General features: G+C 68.1%; 18 protein-coding genes. 10 read left to right on the forward strand and 8 right to left on the reverse strand.

Annotated elements, in window-relative coordinates; all coding sequences use genetic code 11:
• Positions 1 to 4: 4 nt before the first annotated feature.
• Together ispD and BJQ95_RS14775 are read right to left on the reverse strand one after the other, a co-directional pair.
• Positions 5 to 1,249, reverse strand: a complete 1,245-nt coding sequence (ispD, locus tag BJQ95_RS14770; RefSeq protein ID WP_130177713.1) for a 2-C-methyl-D-erythritol 4-phosphate cytidylyltransferase — start codon at positions 1,247 to 1,249, stop codon at positions 5 to 7.
• 128 nt (positions 1,250 to 1,377) lie between these two features.
• Positions 1,378 to 1,860, reverse strand: coding sequence for a CarD family transcriptional regulator (locus tag BJQ95_RS14775; protein WP_130177714.1), 483 nt, complete (start codon positions 1,858 to 1,860; stop codon positions 1,378 to 1,380).
• Positions 1,861 to 2,051: 191 nt separating this feature from the next.
• Between BJQ95_RS14775 and BJQ95_RS14780 the strand changes: the two genes are divergently transcribed.
• Positions 2,052 to 2,594: a hypothetical protein gene (locus tag BJQ95_RS14780; protein ID WP_130177715.1), complete on the forward strand. Its 543-nt coding sequence runs from the start codon at positions 2,052 to 2,054 to the stop codon at positions 2,592 to 2,594.
• A 91-nt stretch (positions 2,595 to 2,685) separates the two neighbouring features.
• On the opposite strand, the gene BJQ95_RS14785 is transcribed toward BJQ95_RS14780, so the two are convergent.
• Together BJQ95_RS14785 and BJQ95_RS14790 are read right to left on the reverse strand one after the other, a co-directional pair.
• Entirely contained in the window at positions 2,686 to 3,366 is a 681-nt protein-coding gene (locus BJQ95_RS14785; RefSeq protein ID WP_130177716.1) for a response regulator transcription factor, read from the reverse strand.
• Complete coding sequence (locus BJQ95_RS14790; RefSeq protein WP_130177717.1) at positions 3,363 to 4,517, reverse strand: cell wall metabolism sensor histidine kinase WalK; 1,155 nt, start codon at positions 4,515 to 4,517, stop codon at positions 3,363 to 3,365. Before BJQ95_RS14790 ends, BJQ95_RS14785 begins: the two co-directional genes overlap by 4 nt.
• A gap of 182 nt (positions 4,518 to 4,699) precedes the next feature.
• On the opposite strand from BJQ95_RS14790, the gene phoU reads away from it, so the two are divergent.
• Positions 4,700 to 5,362, forward strand: a complete 663-nt coding sequence (phoU, locus tag BJQ95_RS14795) for a phosphate signaling complex protein PhoU (RefSeq protein WP_130177718.1) — start codon at positions 4,700 to 4,702, stop codon at positions 5,360 to 5,362.
• A gap of 130 nt (positions 5,363 to 5,492) precedes the next feature.
• Here phoU and BJQ95_RS14800 read toward each other — a convergent pair whose 3' ends face one another.
• The 4 genes from BJQ95_RS14800 to BJQ95_RS14815 all read right to left on the reverse strand — a co-directional run bounded on the left by BJQ95_RS14800 (position 5,493) and on the right by BJQ95_RS14815 (position 8,960).
• Complete coding sequence (locus BJQ95_RS14800; protein ID WP_130177719.1) at positions 5,493 to 6,242, reverse strand: phosphoglyceromutase; 750 nt, start codon at positions 6,240 to 6,242, stop codon at positions 5,493 to 5,495.
• Positions 6,243 to 6,318: 76 nt separating this feature from the next.
• A complete protein-coding gene (locus BJQ95_RS14805; RefSeq protein ID WP_130177720.1) occupies positions 6,319 to 7,482 on the reverse strand; it encodes a folate-binding protein YgfZ in 1,164 nt (387 codons plus the stop codon).
• Between the two features lie 404 nt (positions 7,483 to 7,886).
• Positions 7,887 to 8,525: an FABP family protein gene (locus BJQ95_RS14810; protein ID WP_130177721.1), complete on the reverse strand. Its 639-nt coding sequence runs from the start codon at positions 8,523 to 8,525 to the stop codon at positions 7,887 to 7,889.
• 171 nt (positions 8,526 to 8,696) lie between these two features.
• Positions 8,697 to 8,960, reverse strand: a complete 264-nt coding sequence (locus BJQ95_RS14815) for a hypothetical protein (RefSeq protein WP_130177722.1) — start codon at positions 8,958 to 8,960, stop codon at positions 8,697 to 8,699.
• A gap of 73 nt (positions 8,961 to 9,033) precedes the next feature.
• On the opposite strand from BJQ95_RS14815, the gene BJQ95_RS14820 reads away from it, so the two are divergent.
• The 8 genes from BJQ95_RS14820 to pstB all read left to right on the forward strand — a co-directional run bounded on the left by BJQ95_RS14820 (position 9,034) and on the right by pstB (position 18,322).
• On the forward strand, positions 9,034 to 9,726 hold the full coding sequence (locus BJQ95_RS14820; protein WP_130177723.1) for a response regulator transcription factor: 693 nt from the start codon (positions 9,034 to 9,036) through the stop codon (positions 9,724 to 9,726).
• Positions 9,701 to 10,600 (forward strand): mycothiol synthase, encoded by a 900-nt coding sequence (gene mshD, locus BJQ95_RS14825; RefSeq protein ID WP_240694742.1) that lies wholly within the window; start codon positions 9,701 to 9,703, stop codon positions 10,598 to 10,600. Before BJQ95_RS14820 ends, mshD begins: the two co-directional genes overlap by 26 nt.
• A gap of 56 nt (positions 10,601 to 10,656) precedes the next feature.
• On the forward strand, positions 10,657 to 12,831 hold the full coding sequence (locus BJQ95_RS14830; RefSeq protein ID WP_130177725.1) for an RNA degradosome polyphosphate kinase: 2,175 nt from the start codon (positions 10,657 to 10,659) through the stop codon (positions 12,829 to 12,831).
• On the forward strand, positions 12,828 to 13,769 hold the full coding sequence (locus tag BJQ95_RS14835) for an NUDIX hydrolase (protein WP_130177726.1): 942 nt from the start codon (positions 12,828 to 12,830) through the stop codon (positions 13,767 to 13,769). Before BJQ95_RS14830 ends, BJQ95_RS14835 begins: the two co-directional genes overlap by 4 nt.
• A 433-nt stretch (positions 13,770 to 14,202) precedes the next feature.
• Positions 14,203 to 15,297 carry a phosphate ABC transporter substrate-binding protein PstS gene (gene pstS / locus BJQ95_RS14840; RefSeq protein WP_370688343.1) on the forward strand — a complete coding sequence of 365 codons (1,095 nt, stop codon included), beginning with the start codon at positions 14,203 to 14,205 and terminating at the stop codon, positions 15,295 to 15,297.
• 152 nt (positions 15,298 to 15,449) lie between these two features.
• Complete coding sequence (pstC, locus tag BJQ95_RS14845) at positions 15,450 to 16,391, forward strand: phosphate ABC transporter permease subunit PstC (protein ID WP_130177727.1); 942 nt, start codon at positions 15,450 to 15,452, stop codon at positions 16,389 to 16,391.
• Positions 16,391 to 17,479 (forward strand): phosphate ABC transporter permease PstA, encoded by a 1,089-nt coding sequence (pstA, locus tag BJQ95_RS14850; RefSeq protein WP_130177728.1) that lies wholly within the window; start codon positions 16,391 to 16,393, stop codon positions 17,477 to 17,479. The genes pstC and pstA overlap by 1 nt, the downstream gene beginning before the upstream one ends.
• Positions 17,480 to 17,542: 63 nt before the next feature.
• Positions 17,543 to 18,322: a phosphate ABC transporter ATP-binding protein PstB gene (pstB, locus tag BJQ95_RS14855; protein WP_130177729.1), complete on the forward strand. Its 780-nt coding sequence runs from the start codon at positions 17,543 to 17,545 to the stop codon at positions 18,320 to 18,322.
• Positions 18,323 to 18,358: the final 36 nt, after the last annotated feature.

Raw genomic sequence — 18,358 nt, forward strand, 5'->3', positions numbered from 1 at the left:
CAGTTTAGGCGAGGGTCGCTCGGATGCTCGGGTGGACCTGCTCGGGTATGAGCAGTGCGGTGGCCAGTGCGGCGATGCCCTCACCGCGCCCGGTGAAGCCCAGCAGATCGGTGGTGGTCGCCGACACCGACACCGGCGCGCCCAGGATGCCGGTGAGCAGCTCCTGGGCTTCGGCCCGTCGTGGGGCGAGCTTGGGCCGGTTTCCGATGATCTGAACGGTGACGTTGCCCACCCGGTAACCGGCCTCGGTCACCAGGCGCAGGGTCTCGGCGAGGAACACCTCGCCGTGCGCGTCGGTGAGCCGCGGGTCGGCGGTGCCGAAGACCTGACCGATGTCGCCCAGGCCCGCGGCGGCGAGCAGGGCGTCGCAGATGGCGTGCACGGCCGCGTCGCCGTCGCTGTGCCCGGACAGGCCCCGCTCCCCCGGCCAGTGCAGGCCCGCCAGCCAGAGCGCGCTGGTGTCGTCGAAGGCGTGCACGTCCAGGCCGGTGCCCACCCGCTGGGCGGCGGCCGGCGCCGGGGCGTCCGCCCCGAGCAGCAGTTCGGCGCGGCGCAGGTCCCAGGGCGTGGTCACCTTGAAGGCCAGCGGGTCGCCGGGAATGACGGTGACGGCGTTGCCGGCCGCCGCGACGAGGGCCGCATCGTCGGTGAGGTCCCGCGCCGCGGCATCCGTGGCCGGCAGGGTGGCGGCCCAGGCGAATGCGGCGTCGAGCATGGCGCGGGGAAAACCCTGCGGCGTCTGCACCGCGCTCAGCAGGGACCTGTCGACGGTGCCCAGGATGGTGGCGTCTGCGTCGACACTCTTGATGGTGTCGACCACGGACAGTCCGGGCACGATGCCGTGGCCGGTGGCCCGCACGGCGGCCACCACGGCGTCGATCAGGGCAGCCGGGGTGAGCGCCCTGGCGGCGTCGTGCACGAGCACCACGGCGACGCCGGCGCGCACCCGGGCGAGGCCCCTGGCCACGGAGGCCTGCCTGGTGTCCCCGCCGGCGACGACGTCGACATACCCGGCGGCGCTGCCGGCGACCCGGTCGGCGATGACCCTGGCTTCGGCGAGCTGGGCCTCGGGTGCGACCACGATCACCTGGGCGGGTTCGGCCAGGCCGAACACCCCGCTGAGGGCGTGTTCAAGGATGGCGCGACCCTGAAGCGGCACGAACGCCTTGGGCTGGTCGCGACCGAGCCGGCTGCCGCTGCCGGCGGCGACGACGATGACCGCGACGGCGGGAACCGGAATTTCAGGCATGTCTGGAGGCTATCTGGTGGGGCGCAGTGATGCGCGGTGAATGTGGGCGGTGATCGGGGTGGGACACAGGCGCAGAACGTGCGAAAGGCGGCACCGTTGGGCGCCGCCTGTCGTACGAACAGGAGATACTACGAGGCGAGCACCTCGTCGAGCACCGTTGAGGCCTGGTCCTCGTCAGTCTTCTCGGCCAGGGCCAGTTCGGAGATGAGGATCTGCCGCGCCTTCGCGAGCATCCGCTTCTCCCCGGCCGACAGGCCGCGGTCCTGATCCCGGCGCCACAGGTCGCGGACGACCTCTGACACCTTGATGACATCGCCGCTGGCCAGCTTTTCCAGGTTGGCCTTGTACCGGCGCGACCAGTTGGTCGGTTCCTCGGTGAACGGGGCGCGCAAGACCTCGAACACCTTGTCAAGGCCGTCTTGACCGATCACGTCGCGCACACCGACAAGATCGACGTTCTCGGCGGGCACCTCGATGGTGAGGTCTCCCTGGGTGACGTTGAGCTTCAAATACAGTTTCTCTTCACCCTTGATGATGCGAGTTTTCACCTCGGTGATCGTCGCAGCGCCGTGGTGGGGATAAACGACTGTTTCGCCGACTTCAAATAACATGTATTGATATCCCTTCAGCAACGTCTATGATACCACCGCTCCCCGTCAGCCTCCGGTGGCCGTATTCACGGTCGACCCTGCTGCGCCGTGGCCGGTCGGTTCCGTAAGCTAAACTCAACCCAAATCTGCAGCGTTCACGCCACCTCGGCTGAACGCTGAACTCTTGTGGAGGTCTTGTGAGAGCGCGAACCATGGCAACCGTCGTTGTGGCGGCCGGCATCCTGTTGGGCACCAGCGGATGCAATCTGTTCGCTCCCCAAGCGACGACCATCCAGTATGACGCCAGCGACGGCGTCAGCGGCGACCTCGGCGACCTGGCGATCCGCAACGCGATGCTGATCACCGAGGACGGTGAGAACGCGAACCTCGTGGTGCACGTTGTCAACGGCGGCGACGAAGACATCGATCTGTTGGTGCAGTACGAGGGCGTCGACGAGAAGGTCGACAAGACCGTGACCATCGACGCGAACGCCACCACCGAGATCGGCCTGCCCGGCGGCGAGTTGCTCGCCGTCCAGAGCCTGAACGCCTCGGCCGGGTCGCTGTTCCCGGTGTTCTTCCAATACGGCGACCTCACCGGCATCGAGCTGCTCGTTCCGGTGCTCGACGGCACACTGGCGGAGTACTCCACCCTGGTCCCGACCCCGGCACCCGTGCCCACGGTCGTTCCCACGGAACCCGCCGGCGAAACCCCTTTGCCCACAGCGACGCCGGAAGCCACCACGGCCCCGTAACCGGTCCGCGACAACGCGCGAAAATGCCCCGCGAGCGAAAGCCGCGGGGCATTTCGGCGTCTCCGGGGGCGGATACCCGCCGCCGGGAGGGTCAGGCCTCGAAGCGGTAGCCCAGGCCGCGCACGGTGACGAGCATGGTGGGCTCCGACGGTGTCGCCTCGATCCGGGAGCGGATGCGCTTGATGTGCACGTCGAGGGTCTTGGTGTCGCCGAAGTAGTCGGTGCCCCAGACCCGGTCGATCAGCTGTCCGCGGGTGAGCACCCGGCCGGCGTTGCGCAGCAGGAACTCGAGCAACTCGAATTCCTTCAGCGGCATGTTTACCACGTCGCCGGAGACCGCCACGGTGTGCCGTTCGATGTCCATCCGCACGGTGCCCGCGTTGAGGACGCCGTCATCCTCTTCGGCGGGGTCGGCGTGCCGTCGCGACACGGCCCGGATGCGCGCGAGCAGCTCCCGGGTGGAGTACGGCTTGGTGACGTAGTCGTCTGCGCCCAATTCGAGTCCCACGACGATGTCAACCTCGGAGTCCTTGGCCGTCAGCATGATGATCGGAACCGAGGAGCGGGTGCGGATCTCCCGGCACACCTCGGTGCCGGGGATGCCGGGCAGCATGAGGTCCAGCAGCACCAGGTCGGCGCCGGCCCTGTCGAATTCGGCCAGGGCGCTCGGGCCATCCTCCGCCACGGTCACCTCGTAGCCTTCCCGTTCGAGCAGGAAGCTCAGCGGCTCGCTCAGCGCCTGCTCGTCTTCAACTAGAAGGATTCGGGTCATGGGATGTCTCCTGTCGCCGCTGGCGCGGGGTGTGTCGCCTCTGGCAGGCGAATGGTGAAGGTCGAGCCGTGGCCAGGTTGGGACCAGACCCGGATGTCGCCGCCGTGGATCTGCACGACGTGTTTGACGATGGACAGGCCCAGACCGGTTCCGCCGGTGTTGCGGGATCTGGCCTGGTCGACGCGGAAGAACCTCTCGAAGATCCGGTTCAGATCGCTCTCCTGGATGCCGACACCCTGGTCGGTGACGGTGATCTGGATCACACCGTCGGTGACGCGTGACCCGACGCCGACCCTGGACCCCGGCGACGAATAGTTCACGGCGTTGGCGACCAGGTTGTGCACGGCCATCACGAGCAGCCGTTCGTCGCCGTACACCTGGGCGCGGGACTTCTTGCCCACCGCGATGGTGATGCGGTCGGCATCCGCCACGACCCGGTTCTGGTCGATGCCGGCGGCCACGATGTCGTCGACCTCGAGCAACTCCGGCTGCCGGGGGGAATCCTGGGCCTGCAGCCTGGACAGTTCGATGATCTCCTGGGTCAGCCGGGCCAGCCGGCCGGCCTCCGTGGTGAGCCGGTCGGCGAAACGTCGCACCTGCACCGGCTCGTCGGCCGCATGGTCGAGCGCCTCGGCGAGCAGCCCGACCGCGGCAATCGGGGTCTTCAGTTCGTGGCTGATGTTGGCGACGAAGTCCCGGCGCACCTCGTCGAGCCGGAACGCCTCGGTGCGGTCCTCGGCCAGCAGCAGCACATACCGGGAGCCCAGCCGGGCCAGCCGCACCCGCAGGTGCATGCTCGCGTCACCGAACGGACCGCGGGAGAGCACCAGGTCTTCCGAGACGGATTCGCCAGTGCGGCGGACGCCACGAGCCAGGTCCAGCAGTTCGGGGTGGGTGAGCTGCTGGTTGACCACCAGTCCCATGCTCAGCGCCCCGGGTGAGGACTTGATCGCGTTGTTCGACGGGTCGAGCACCACCCCGGCGCTCTCCAGGGCATCGAGGACCTGGTCGATGCCGTCCGGAACCGCCGGGTTGACCACCTCGGCGGCCCGTTTGCCGTGCCGCTCCGCCACATAGAGCAGGGTCACGAACCCAGCGCCGACGGTGAGGCCCAGTGCCAGGGACAGCAACACAAGCCAGGATGATTCCATTTGACCAGATTAGTGACCCTGGCACGGGTCAATCGCGACGGCAAGGGTGGGCACACGCTACTTTGGTAGTTGTTCAGTCGCACGGCACCTGCTGTTAACCTGCGTTCGCCACTATTTATCGGGGGCCAGGCGGGTCTCATGCGTTCGCGCGCTTTGGCGCGACCAGGAAGGACCACAGATACATGCGTGAAGTATTTCAGCAAGAGCTCGCCGAGGTGCAGGACCGTCTCGCCGAGATTGCGCGCCTCGTGGCCATCTCCATTGAGAAGGCCACCAAGGCTTTCAACAAGTCCGACGTGGCGCTGGCCGAAGAGGTCATCGCCGACGACAACAAGATCGACGAGCTCACCGTGCAGCTCGATGAGCTGGCCATCACCATCCTCGCCCGGCAGCAGCCGGTCGCCCGCGACCTGCGCATCGTCGTCAGCGCCCTGCGGATCAGCGCGTCCCTGGAGCGGATGGGCGACATGTCCACCCACATCTCCCAGCTGGCCCGGTACCGGTTCCCCGACAAGGTGATCCCCAAGAGCCTGCGCCCCACGTTCGCCGAGATGGGCGCCCTGGACGTGAAGATCGCGAACATGCTCGCCGAGCTGCTCACCACCGAAGACATGGCACTGGCCGAGGCCATCCGCAATGAGGACGACAAGGTGGACGCGCTGCACCTGAGCGTCTTCGACGCCGTGCTCGGCGAAACCTGGAAGGGTCAGGCCGCCGACACCGTCGACGCCACCCTCGCCAGCCGCTACCACGAGCGCTTTGCCGACCACGCGGTGTCGATCGCCAAGAAGGTGCAATACCTGGGCACCGGTGACTGGCAGCAGACGACACACTCCGAGGCGTAGAAGGACGACTCCGTCGCTGGTCGAGCTTGTCGAGATCTCTCACGGGGATCTCGACAGGCTCGATCCGCGGTACCTCTCGATCAACGAAAAAGCCCCCGTCAGCTGACGGGGGCTTTTCTCGTGGAGCTGGCTACTTCTTGCCCTGCGCGGCGACGGCGGCGGCGCCGGCAGCTGCAGCGGCGGGGTCGAGGTACTCGCCCGCTCCGATGGGCTTGAGGTCCTCGTCGAGGCGGTAGACCAGCGGGATGCCGGTGGGGATGTTCAGCTCGGCGATGTCGGCGTCGGAGATGCCGTCGAGGTGCTTGACCAGGGCGCGCAGCGAGTTGCCGTGCGCGGTGACGAGTACGGTCTTGCCGGTGCGGAGGTCGGCGGCGATGTCGGACTCCCAGTAGGGCAGCATCCGGGCGATGACGTCCTTGAGGCTCTCGGTGCGGGGCACGTCGTCACCGAGGTCGGCGTAGCGGGCGTCGCCGGCCTGGGACCACTCGGAGGAGTCATCGAGCAGGGGCGGCGGCACGTCGAACGACCGGCGCCAGGTCTGGAACTGCTCGGGGCCGTACTTGGCCAGGGTCTCGGCCTTGTCCAGGCCCTGCAGGGCGCCGTAGTGACGCTCGTTCAGGCGCCAGGAGCGCTTGACGTCGATCCACAGCCGGTCGGCCTCTTCGAGGGCGATGTCGGCGGTCTGGATCGCGCGGGTGAGGCGCGAGGTGTGCAGGATGTCCGGCAGCAGGCCGGACTCGGCCAGCAGCTCGCCGGCGCGCAGCGCTTCGGCCCGGCCCTGGTCGCTCAGACGCACATCCACCCAACCGGTGAAGAGGTTTTGCTGGTTCCAGGTGCTGTTGCCGTGGCGGAGGAGGATGAGGGTATAAGGAGCAGACATACTCCAACTCTAGCGAGGCACACGCGGGCGCGCCGCACCCGTGGGCGTGACGAAAGTCCCGCCGGATGCCCGCGGTTCAGCCGCGCGGGGCCCGCACGCCCAGCCGCGGCAACCGCGGGATCTCCGCCACTGACCCGGCCGATTCCGGCACGATGACCTCCTGGCCGGCGGTGATCGAGATGCCCTGCGACAGCACGTGCAGGGTCACCGAGCCCGGAACCGTGCGCTTGATCACCGCGAGGGCGATCGGCCCCAGTTCGTAGTGGATCGCACTGGAGGTGATGCTGCCCACGGTGCGGCGTTCGGGTTCGGCGCCGGCGACGAACCGGTCACCCTGCACCTCGTCGCCGTGCGCCGGCAGCACCGCGTCGGAGCCGTCCAGGTGCAGCAGCACCAGCCGGCGCGGCGGGTGGCCGAGGTTGTGCACCTTGGCGATGGTTTCCTGGCCGCGGTAGCAGCCCTTGTCCAGGTGCACGGCGGTGCGCAGCCAGTCCAGTTCGTGCGGGATGGTGCGGTCGTCGGCGTCCAGCGCTCCGCGGGGGCGCCAGGCGGCGATGCGCAGCGCTTCGAGGGCCAGGAGGCCGGCCGCCGAGACGGTGTTGGCGCTGACGGCGTCTCGAAGGGCGGGCAGCGCCGACCGCGGGATCAGGACCTCGTTCCAGTGCCAGGTTGCGCCGGGGTGGGAGGTTTCGGCGGCGTATTGCCAACCGCCGGGCGCCACCTCGGTCCACGGGTCGACCCAGACCAGCGGCACCCCGTTCGGGCTGGCGGGGGTGAGGGACACCGCGTCGGGGTCGGCGGCCATGGTGCCGATGGTGGCGTAGGCGAGGGTGTGGTCCACGACCTGCACCCGCAGGGTGAAGCGCATCCGGTCGAGCCAGGCCTGCAGGCCGGGCAGCTCGGCGGCCTCGACGAGCAGCCAGCTCTCGACGCCGTCGTCGACGAGGGCGATGGCGTATTCGAGGCGGCCGGCGGGGTCGAGCAGCAGCGTCTCGGTGGACTGGCCGGGGGTGAGCCCGCGCAGCTCCTGGCTGGACATCGAATTGAGCCAGGTGAGCCGGTCGGGGCCGGTGATGGAGAGCACACCGCGGTGGGACAGGTCGACCACGGCGGTGCCGGCCAAGAGCTTCCGCTGTTCGGCGTTCGGGCTGCCATAGTGGGCGGCCACCCCGGCGTCGATACCGTCGGACTGCACGGCTCCGTCGAGTTCGAGCAGGGGGGATGGAACGGTGCTGGTCATCGAGCTCTCCTTCGTCATAGCGCCTGAGGGCTGTCGGCGCCGGCCGCCCGAGGAAGGGTCGACTGCGGGATCATGCGGCCCCATGCTAACCCAACAGCCGGTGCCGTCTCAGGTATTCCCGCACCGACGGCGGCCTCGCCATCCCCGCCACCCACCCCACCATGACTCGCCCACTTTTGCGGGTGCCGGCGCCGCCTCAACCAGCAAAACTGGGCGACCCCGGTCCACGCCGCCAGCCAACCAGCCGGACCACACGATGACTCGCCCAGTTTCGCTAGTCCGCCGCCGTTTTGACTAGCGAAACTGGGCGAGTCATGGTGGAGCGGGACTGGATCGACGGGGCGCTGGCCTGCCGATCGCGCTGGTACGGGCAGCGCGGGCGCCGGCGGCTCGGTGACGCTGGGTCAGGACGCGCGGCTCAGCCGGCCGGACGCGTGCGTGCGCAGGTCCTGGCCGAGCGCGGCGATGTCCCACGCCCAGAGCAGGTGACTGTCAACGAGGCCGTACAACCGGGTTGCGCCCGCGTAGGGCTTGGAGCCGCTGGTGCGCAGCACCGCATCCGTGGACAGGTCGATGCGCGGGCCCTTCACCTGGCCGAGGTATAGTTCGGCGACTCCGCCCGGATGCACCAGGGCCACCTCGATGTCGAAGCCGCCGTCGCCGTTGCGCAGCGTTTCCACCGCCTCGGCGGTCTGGAACGGCGCCGGTCCCACGCCGGGCAGCAGGCCGGGCCCGGGGTCGCCGGGCTGCTGAGGGCGGCTGAGCCGCCAGTAGCCGGTCTCGGTCATCAGCGGGATCGGTGCTCCGGGCGCGGCGGCAGTGCCGTCGGCATCCGCACCGGCCGGCTCGGGCTCGAGCCAGGTGTATGCGCTGTAGTTCAGCTGCGGCAGCCCGTCGTGGCTGAAGCTGATCCGGTGGCCGAACTCACGAGTGACCTTCTCGCCGTCGACGGTGTAGTCGAGGATCCCCGACCCCTCCCAGACGCCGATCAGCCACGACAAAGGAACGAGTTCGGACGGCAGGCCGGCCGGGAGTTCGTACACCTTCGGTTACCGCTGGCCCCGGAACAGCTTGAACAGCACCATGCCGGAGACCCAGGCGATCGCCAGGCTCGCCAGCCCGAGGAGGCCCAGGAACAGGATTTCGAGTGCGAGGATTGACATGCCCCAACTCTAGCCGCTGACCGGCCCGAAGCCGCCAGGTGAGCCGACGAGTTATACGAGGCCGAGCAGGGCGAACAGCCCGGTCGCGGCGCCCAGAATCAGCACTGAGCCGACCAGGCTGAGGATGACCCTGTGCACGTAGCCCTCCTTCTGCCCGGTGGACAGCTGGGCGGCGAGGGTGAGGATGGTGCAGCCGGCCAGGGACAGGCTGATCCAGACGAGCCGGTTCTCGGGGGCGACAAGCGCGCCGGTCAGCACGGCACCCACGACGGCCACCAGCCAAATCATCACGACACTCAAACGCTTCCAGATCACTGTCCCATTGTGCACGCCCGGGTCTCTTTCCGTGGCACGCTAGGATGAGTCGCAACATACTTGGAGGACCGGCGTGGCGCAGCTGTTGATCCTGACCTCGGCGGTGAACGACGAAGTTCTCCCGGCCCTGGCGTTGCTTTCACACAGCACACGACTCATTCCGGCCCAGCCGGATCAGCTCATCACCGCGCCCGATTCCGACCTGATCCTGGTCGACGCCCGGTCCAATCTGATGGCCGCCAAATCGCTGTGCCAGATCCTGCGCACCACGGGAAGCAGCGTGCCGCTGCTGCTGGTGATCACCGAGGGCGGCCTCACCGCGGTCAGCCCGGACTGGGGGGTCGACGACGTGGTGCTCAACACGGCCGGCCCAGCCGAGGTCGACGCCCGCATCCGCCTCGCCGCCGGCCGCACCCCGCACAACGAACCCTCCCCCACCATCCGGGCCGCCGGCGTCGTCATCGACGAGGCCAGCTACTCCGCCAAGGTGCACGGCAAACCCCTCGACCTCACCTATAAGGAGTTCGAACTGCTGCGCTTCCTCGCCGCGCACCCGTCCCGGGTGTTCACCCGCGAACAGCTGCTCAGCGAGGTCTGGGGCTACGACTACTTCGGCGGCACCCGCACCGTCGACGTGCACGTGCGGCGTCTGCGCGCCAAGCTCGGCGACCAGGAATCCCTGATCGGCACGGTCCGCAACGTGGGCTACCGGTTCAACGTCTACGAAGAGGATGGCGAACGTGTCGTTCACTCTGTCGGCTCCTGACTTCTCCGACGTCGCCTTCGCGGCCCGGTTCCGCGAAGTGGCCGACGCGAGCACGCACACGGATGGCTACCGCCCGTTCAACGAGCAGGCCCTGCTCGACGCCGCCTCCGGCCGGCGCCGCCCGCAGCTGCTGCTCGAGGGTGAAGACGCCGTCGGCGCGGCGATCTTCGGCCGCGGTGAGATCGACCTCGTCGTGCATCCGCGCTATCGTCGGCGCGGCCACGGCACCGCGGCACTCCGCCGCCTGTTCGAGGACGAGGGCGGCATGTCCGGCGACCTGCGGGCCTGGGCACACGGCGACCTTCCCGGCGCCCGCGCGCTGGCCGACCGGTTCGGTTTCAGCGCCGACCGTACCCTGCTGCAGCTGGAGCGGCCGCTCACCGCCTCCGACGCCGCGGCCACCCCTGCCCTGCCCGATGGGGTGGAGCTCGCCCCGTTCCGGGCCGCAGACGCCGCCGACTGGGTGCGCCTGAACGCGCTGGTCTTCGCGACGCATCCGGAACAGGGCACCCTCACCGAGGCCGACCTGGCCGACCGGCAGGCCGAACCCTGGTTCGACGCCGGCGACCTGCTGCTGGCCCGCGAGACCGCGGCCGACACCGCGCCCGGCCGCATCGTCGGCTACAACTGGCTCAAGGTCGAACCCGGCGCCCGGCTCGGTGAGATCTACGTGCTCGGCGTGCACCCGGATGCCGCCGGCCTCGGCCTCGGCCGCGCCCTGATGCTGGCCGGCCTGGCCCGCCTCCGCGAGCGCGGCTGCACGACCGTTGAGCTCTACGTCGAGGCCGAGAGCACCACTCCGGTGCGGTTGTACCGCAGCCTCGGATTCGAGGATCGCACGGTGGATGTGCAGTATCACCGCTGGCCTCGTTAACGTTCCGTTCACCGTGGGCGTCGCGCCCGCTCGGCGCCGGGTGTCAAGATGGACAGATGGACGGCGACAACATTCCAGGCACGTCAGGTCTCGAAAGCGAACTTGACGACGATTTTGACCCCCAGATCGGCAAAAACGATCCGGCCCTACCGAGCGAGCGCTACCTCGACCGCGAGCTGAGCTGGCTGGCGTTCAACCAGCGGGTACTCGAACTCGCCGAGGACCCGGCCCTGCCGGTGCTCGAACGGGCGAACTTCCTGGCCATCTTCGCCAACAACCTCGACGAGTTCTTCATGGTGCGGGTCGCCGGCCTCAAGCGCCGCATCCTCACCGGACTGGCCGTGCCGACCAACGTGGGCCGCGCCCCGCAGGATGTACTTTCCGACATCGCCGCCGCCGCGCACGTACTTCAGGACCGGCACGCGCACGCGTTCCAGGAGCTGGTGCGGCCGGCCCTGGCCGAGCACGGCGTGGACATCGTCACCTGGGCCAGCCTGAGCGACGTGGACCGCCGGTCGCTGCGCGGGTACTTCTCCAACCAGATCTTCCCGGTGCTGATGCCGCTCGCCGTGGACCCGGCGCACCCGTTCCCCTACATCTCCGGCCTGTCGCTGAACCTCGCCGTGCGGCTGCACAGCTCCAAGACCGGCAAGCAGGAATTCGCCCGGCTCAAGGTGCCCTCGATGCTGCCGCGCTTCGTCAGGGTGGACCGCACCGAGTCCGTCGACAAGGTGCGCTTCATCACCCTCGAAGACCTCATCGCCAACCACCTTGGCGACCTGTTCCCCGGTATGGACATCCTCGAGCACCACGTGTTCCGGGTCACCCGCAACGAAGACGTCGTCATCGAAGAGGACGACACCGAGAACCTGATCAAGGCCCTCGAGAAGGAACTGCTGCGGCGCCGGTTCGGCCCGCCCATCCGCCTCGAGGTCACCGAGGACATGGACGAGGTGACCCTGGGCCTGCTCGTGCGCGAGCTGGACGTCACCGACCAGGAGGTCTACCGTCTGCCCGCGCCGCTGGACCTCGGCGGCCTGTTCGACCTCCGCATCGACCGGCCCGACCTGCACTACGTCAAGCACGTACCCACCACGGCCGCGCAGTTGCTCACCGGCGAACCCAACGACGAACCCGACATCTTTCGCGCCATCAGCCGCGGCGACATCCTGCTGCACCACCCGTACGAATCCTTCGCGACCAGCGTGCAGGCGTTCCTCGAGCAGGCCGCAGCGGACCCGAACGTGCTGGCCATCAAGCAGACCTTGTACCGCACCTCCGGCGACAGCCCCATCGTGGAGGCGCTGATCTCCGCCGCGGAATCGGGCAAGCAGGTTCTCGCCCTGGTGGAGATCAAGGCCCGGTTCGACGAGCAGGCCAACATCTCCTGGGCGCGCAAGCTCGAGAAAGCCGGCGTGCACGTGGTCTACGGCCTGGTCGGCCTGAAAACGCACTGCAAGCTCGCGCTCGTGGTGCGTTACGAGAAGGGCGTGCTGCGGCACTACAGCCACATCGGCACCGGCAATTACAACCCCAAGACCAGCCGCATCTACGAAGACATGGGGCTGCTCACCGCGGATGACCAGGTCGGCAAGGACCTGACCCGGCTGTTCAATGAACTCTCCGGCTACGCCATCGAGAAGAAGTTCAAGCGACTGCTGGTGGCCCCGCTGCACCTGCGCAAGGCCTTGCTCAAGCGCATCGACGACGAAACCGTCAACGCACTGGCCGGCAAGCCCGCCGGCATCCGCATCAAGGTCAACTCGATGGTGGACGAAGACATCATCGACGCGCTCTACCGGGCCAGCCAGGCCGGCGTGCCCGTGGACGTGTGGGTGCGCGGGATCTGCAGCCTCAAGCCCGGCGTGCCCGGCATGAGCGAGAACATCCGGGTGCGCTCGATCCTGGGCCGCTACCTCGAGCACTCGCGGATCTTCAGCTTCCACACCCTCGGCGAAACGCAGGTGTTCATCGGCAGCGCCGACATGATGCACCGCAACCTCGACCGCCGGGTGGAGGCGCTGGTGCGCCTGGTCGACCCGCGCCACCTCACCGAGGTCGACGCCCTCTTCACCCGGGCGATGGATGAGCGCACCTCGTCGTGGTGGCTCGACGAGAACGGTGAATGGACCCGCCACCACCAGGATGCGCGCGGCTTGCCGCTGGACGACATGCAGAACCGGTTGATGCAGCAAATCGGCCAGCGCAAACGACCGGTGAGCCGCCGATGAGCGACCCGGGGGCCGTCTACGCGGCCGGAGCCGTCTGCTGGCGCCTCATCGACGGCCGGATGCACGTGCTGCTGATCCACCGCACCGTGCACGGCGACATCACCATCCCCAAGGGCAAGGTCGACCCGGGCGAGACGCTGCCGGCCACCGCGGTGCGCGAGATCGAAGAGGAAACCGGGCTGGCCATCGCGCTCGGTGTGCCGCTGGGCGTGTCCGAGTACCCGATGCCTGGCGGCAAGGCCAAGATCGTGCACTACTGGGCCGCCGAGGTGCTGCCCGAGCACATCCTGCGCTCTACGTTCGTGCCCAACGGCGAGGTCGCCGCCCTGGAATGGGTGACCATCAAGAAGGCCAGGACCTACCTCAGCTACGCCCCGGACGTGGAGATCATCGACGGGTTCGCCCGTCTCGTCGCGCAGGGCATCACGAGCACCTTCGCGATCATCGCATTGCGCCACGCCAAGGCCACCGCCCCGCACGACTGGTCCGGCCCCGACGCCACCCGCCCGCTCAGCGACCGTGGTGTCACCCAGGCCGCCGCCCTGGTCCCCACGGTCAGCGCCTGGCACCCCCAGCGCATCTTCACCAGCACCGCCACCCGCTGCGTGACCACCGTGGCGCCGCTGTCCGCGGCGACCGGGGTGCCGTTCAAGCGCACCGACCTGATCAGCCAGGACGCCTGGGAGCAGGGCACCGCCGATGTGCGCCACAACGTGGGCAAACGCGTCCGCGCCCGCAAGACCGCCGTGCTGTGCAGCCACGGACCGGTACTGCCCGACATCCTGCGGGAGATCGCCCTGGCCACCGGTTCGCCGATGACCCAGCAGCTCTCCAACGCCGCCACGCTCGCGCCCAGCGGGTTCACGGTTGTGCATCTCTCCAGTGACAACCCGAGCGCGGGCATCCTCGCCATCGAGACCCACCCGCCGCGCCTCTAGACACGACCGGTGCCCGCAGGCCCGACCCGGGCTGCGGGCGCTGTCGTGTACCCCGCCGCCGCTGCGGGCCTCCGGGCCGAACCACCCGCTCACACCCGTCCCTCCCGGCGCCGGCTGGTGGCACAATTCCTGCAAATCTGCAGAACCCCGGCAGCGGATGCCGGAAACGCGCGGGCGGGGACCCGCGGCTGCGGAATTCTGCAGGAGTCATGCTCACCTACCCCGCGTCTATCGCAGGCTCACCACCCGACCGCCACGAACGCCACGCCCGCGCCGAGGCCGACTGGACGGATGTCGTTTACCTCCCGTTCACCAAGCAGAGGGAGTGTCGTTAACCACACGGATTAGCGTTCACGGAGGGCCAGCACCGGCCCGAAGTTCGCAGGATTCTCCTGTGATCGCATTCCCTGTATTCGACCTGAAAAGGATCCTTGTGAATTTCATGCGTTATGGCCGCCCCGCGGTCATTGCTATTGCCGCAGCACTCGTGCTTTCCTCCTGCGCCTCGAACGAAGCCGGCAGCACGGCAACGGACGACTCCGCCGAGAGCACCCTCACCGGCACGCTCAACGCCGCGGGCGCCTCCTCGCAGGGCTCGGCCCAGGAAACGTGGATCTCCGCTTTCCAGACGGCCAACCCGGACGTCACCGTCAACTACGACCCGTCGGGCTCCGGCGCCGGCCGCGAGACCTTCATCGCCGGCGGCACCAGCTTCGCCGGTTCGGACTCCTACCTGAGCGACGAGGAGCTGGCCGGCGAGTTCGCCGCCTGCGCCCCCGACACCCTCGCCGTCGACCTGCCGGTCTACATCTCCCCGATCGCCGTCATCTTCAACGTTGAGGGCGTCACCGACCTCAACATGGATGCCGACACGCTCGCCAAGATCTTCACCGGCGCCATCACCACCTGGAACGACCCGGCCATCGTCGCGCTGAACGCCGACGCCGAGCTGCCGGCCACCGCGATCACCGCCGTGCACCGTTCGGACGACTCGGGTACCACCAAGAACTTCGCCGACTACCTCTTCCAGGCCGCACCCGACGTGTGGACCGAGAAGCCGGCCGACCCGTTCCCGTACGCCACCGGTGAGGGCGCCCAGGGCACCTCCGGTGTCGTCGACGCCGTGACCAACGGCACCGGCACCATCGGCTACGCCGACGCGTCCCGCGCCGGTGACCTCGGTGTCGCCAAGATCAAGGTCGGCGACGAGTTCGTCGAGTACACGGCCGAGGCCGCCGCAGCAGTCGTCGACGGTTCGCCGCTCGTCGAAGGCCGCGCCGACAACGACCTGGCCATCAAGCTCGACCGCCTCACCACCAACCCCGAGGAATACCCGCTCGTCCTGGTGAGCTACGCACTGGTCTGCACCGAGTACGCGGATGCCGAACAGGGCGCCCTCGTCAAGGAGTACGTCAGCTACATGGCCAGCGAAGAGGGCCAGGCCGAGGCTGCATCATCCGCCGGCGCCGCACCGCTGTCAGCGGACCTGCAGTCCAAGGTTGCCGCCGTCCTCGAGACCGTCAAGTAACTCAACACCCGCTGAGCTTCACGCTTCAGTAACACCGCCCGGCCGGGCGACCGCGTTGCACGCGGTCGCCCGGCCGGGCACACTGAGGATTGGGGTCCGGCTCACGATCCACCTTTACCGGAACATCAACCCCCTCCAGGGAGACGCACGGAATGACGACCGCAGACCGTATTGCGATCAAGGCCAAGGAACGACCGGGCGACCGCATCTTCTCCACCGCGACGGTGGTGGCAGGCAGCCTGATCCTGGCCGTGCTGGCCGCCGTGGCCCTGTTCCTGTTCATACAGAGCATCCCCGCCTTCGTGGCACCGCCTGACGCTTTCAAGGGCGAGTTCACCAACTTCTGGTCCTATGTGGCCCCGCTGGCCTTCGGCACCGTCTGGTCGGCCTTCCTGGCCCTCCTGATGGCCGTGCCCGTCGCCATCGCCGTGGCCCTTTTCATCTCGCACTACGCCCCGCGCAAACTCGCGCAGGGTCTGGGCTACCTCATCGACCTGCTCGCGGCAGTTCCCTCCGTGGTCTTCGGCCTCTGGGGCATCGGCGTGCTGGCCCCGATGGTGCAGCCGTTCTACGCCAACCTCGTCGAGTGGTTCAGCTGGATCCCGCTGTTCGCCGGCCCCGTCTCCGGTACCGGTCGCACCATCCTCACCGTGGCCATCGTGCTCGCCGTGATGGTGCTACCGATCATCACCGCCATCTGCCGGGAGATCTTCCTGCAGACCCCGGTGCTCTACGAGGAAGCCTCACTGGCCCTCGGCGCCACCCGCTGGGAAATGATCACCATGGCCGTGCTGCCGTTCGGCCGCGCCGGAATCATCTCCGCCGCCATGCTCGGCCTCGGCCGCGCGCTTGGCGAGACCATGGCCGTGGCCATGGTGCTCTCTCCCAACCCCGAGGTGATCTTCCAACTGCTCACCTCGCAGAACTCCAACACCATCGCGGCCAACATCGCGCTCAACTTCCCTGAGGCGAACGGCGTCGGGGTCAACATCCTGCTGGCCACCGGCCTCATGCTCTTCGTCATCACGCTGATCGTGAACATGATCGCGCGCGTGATCATCAACCGCCGCAAGGCCTTCTCAGGAGCGAATTGATGAGCACCACGACAATCTCGTCTCCCGTCACCAACTCCCTCACCGCCGGCAAGCTGCCCAGGAACTCCCCGCTGATGGTGCTCGCCGCCAGCTGGATCGTCGTGGGTGCTATTTTCCTGGTGATCTTCCTCTCCGGGGCCTCGGAGACCTTCAACTGGGCGGGCACGCTGTTCTTCGGCACCGTGCTGTACTGCATCGCCCTGTTCCTGTTCTCCTACTTCGTCGAGGGCGCCCGCCGGGCCAGGGACCGCCTGGTCACCGCCCTGGTCACCATCGCGTTCGTGGTGGCACTGATCCCGCTGATCTCCCTGATCGGTACGACCATCCTCAACGGCCTGCCCTCGTTCCTCACCCCCACCTTCTTCACCGAGTCCCAGCGCAACGTCGTCGGCGCCGGCGGCGGGGCCCTGCACGCCATCATCGGTACCCTGTTCGTCACCGGGCTGGCCACCCTCATCTCGGTGCCGATCGGCCTGCTCACCGCCATCTACCTCACCGAGTACGGCCGCGGCCGACTGGCCCGCGGCATCACCTTCTTCGTCGACGTGATGACCGGCATCCCCTCGATCGTGGCCGGCCTGTTCGCCTACGCACTGTTCTCGCTTCTGTTCAACGACCCGGGCATCCGCTTCGGTTTCGGCGGTTCGGTGGCGTTGTCGGTGCTGATGATCCCGGTGGTGGTGCGCTCGAGCGAGGAGATGCTCAAGCTGGTGCCCAACGAGCTGCGCGAGGCCGCCTACGCGCTCGGCGTGCCCAAGTGGCTGACCATCGTCAAGGTGGTGCTGCCGACCTCACTGGCCGGCATCGTCACGGGTGTGATGATCTCGATCTCCCGAGTGATCGGCGAGACCGCGCCGCTGCTGATCGTCGCCGGCTTCACCGCCAGCATGAACTACGACCTGTTCAGCGAGCGGATGATGACCCTGCCGGTGTTCGTGTACACCCAGTACGCCAGCCAGGGCGCCGACTCGCAGGCATACATCGACCGGGCCTGGGCCGGAGCGCTCACCCTGATCGTGATCGTGATGCTGCTGAACCTCGTTGCCCGGCTCGTCGCCCGCGCCTTCTCCCCCAAACTCGGCCGCTGACGCTGCCGCCGCAGAGTCTTCTGCTTACCCTGCTTACCCTGCTTCTCAGATTCGAAGGAACACATGTCCAAGCGCATTGAAGTGAACGACCTCGACGTCTACTACAGCAAGTTCCTGGCCGTCGAGGGCGTGTCGCTGACCATTGAACCGCGCACGGTGACCGCGCTGATCGGCCCCTCCGGTTGTGGCAAGTCCACGTTCCTGCGCACCCTCAACCGGATGCACGAGGTCATCCCCGGCGCCCACGTCGACGGTGAAGTGCTCATCGACGGCAACAACCTTTACGGCCCCGGCGTCGACCCGGTGCTCGTGCGCCGACAGGTGGGCATGGTGTTCCAGCGGCCCAACCCGTTCCCCACCATGTCGATCGGCGACAATGTTCTCGCCGGCGTGAAGTTGAACAACCGCCGGATGGCCAAGAGCGACGCCGACGCCCTGATCGAGAAGTCGCTCAGCGGCGCCAACCTCTGGAACGAGGTGAAGGACCGCCTGGACAAGCCCGGCTCGAGCCTCTCCGGCGGCCAGCAGCAGCGTCTCTGCATTGCCCGCGCCATCGCCGTGCAGCCCGACGTGATCCTGATGGACGAGCCCTGCTCGGCCCTCGACCCGATCTCCACGCTCGCCATCGAGGACCTCATCGAGGAGATGAAGACCGACTACACGATCGTCATCGTCACGCACAACATGCAGCAGGCCTCCCGGGTCTCCGACCGCACCGCGTTCTTCAACATCGCGGGCACCGGCAAGCCGGGCAAGCTCATCGAGTACAACGACACCACCACGATCTTCTCCAACCCCACCGTGCAGGCCACCGAGGACTACGTCTCCGGCCGGTTCGGCTGAACCCGCCCCCGCGTCTCCGCCGCCCGGTCGACCCCA

This window comes from Cryobacterium sp. SO1 (assembly GCF_004210215.2).
Lineage (GTDB): Bacteria > Actinomycetota > Actinomycetes > Actinomycetales > Microbacteriaceae > Cryobacterium.

Excerpts from the sequence above, each read along its gene's own strand:
- BJQ95_RS14800 (WP_130177719.1), bottom strand. The coding sequence starts at position 6,242 with ATGTCTGCTCCTTATACCCTCATCCTCCTCCGCCACGGCAACAGCACC.
- ispD (WP_130177713.1), bottom strand. The coding sequence starts at position 1,249 with ATGCCTGAAATTCCGGTTCCCGCCGTCGCGGTCATCGTCGTCGCCGCC.
- phoU (WP_130177718.1), top strand. The coding sequence starts at position 4,700 with ATGCGTGAAGTATTTCAGCAAGAGCTCGCCGAGGTGCAGGACCGTCTC.
- BJQ95_RS14835 (WP_130177726.1), top strand. The coding sequence starts at position 12,828 with ATGAGCGACCCGGGGGCCGTCTACGCGGCCGGAGCCGTCTGCTGGCGC.
- pstB (WP_130177729.1), top strand. The coding sequence starts at position 17,543 with ATGTCCAAGCGCATTGAAGTGAACGACCTCGACGTCTACTACAGCAAG.
- BJQ95_RS14775 (WP_130177714.1), bottom strand. The coding sequence starts at position 1,860 with ATGTTATTTGAAGTCGGCGAAACAGTCGTTTATCCCCACCACGGCGCT.
- pstC (WP_130177727.1), top strand. The coding sequence starts at position 15,450 with ATGACGACCGCAGACCGTATTGCGATCAAGGCCAAGGAACGACCGGGC.
- BJQ95_RS14830 (WP_130177725.1), top strand. The coding sequence starts at position 10,657 with ATGGACGGCGACAACATTCCAGGCACGTCAGGTCTCGAAAGCGAACTT.
- BJQ95_RS14790 (WP_130177717.1), bottom strand. The coding sequence starts at position 4,517 with ATGGAATCATCCTGGCTTGTGTTGCTGTCCCTGGCACTGGGCCTCACC.
- BJQ95_RS14780 (WP_130177715.1), top strand. The coding sequence starts at position 2,052 with ATGGCAACCGTCGTTGTGGCGGCCGGCATCCTGTTGGGCACCAGCGGA.
- pstA (WP_130177728.1), top strand. The coding sequence starts at position 16,391 with ATGAGCACCACGACAATCTCGTCTCCCGTCACCAACTCCCTCACCGCC.
- BJQ95_RS14805 (WP_130177720.1), bottom strand. The coding sequence starts at position 7,482 with ATGACCAGCACCGTTCCATCCCCCCTGCTCGAACTCGACGGAGCCGTG.
- BJQ95_RS14785 (WP_130177716.1), bottom strand. The coding sequence starts at position 3,366 with ATGACCCGAATCCTTCTAGTTGAAGACGAGCAGGCGCTGAGCGAGCCG.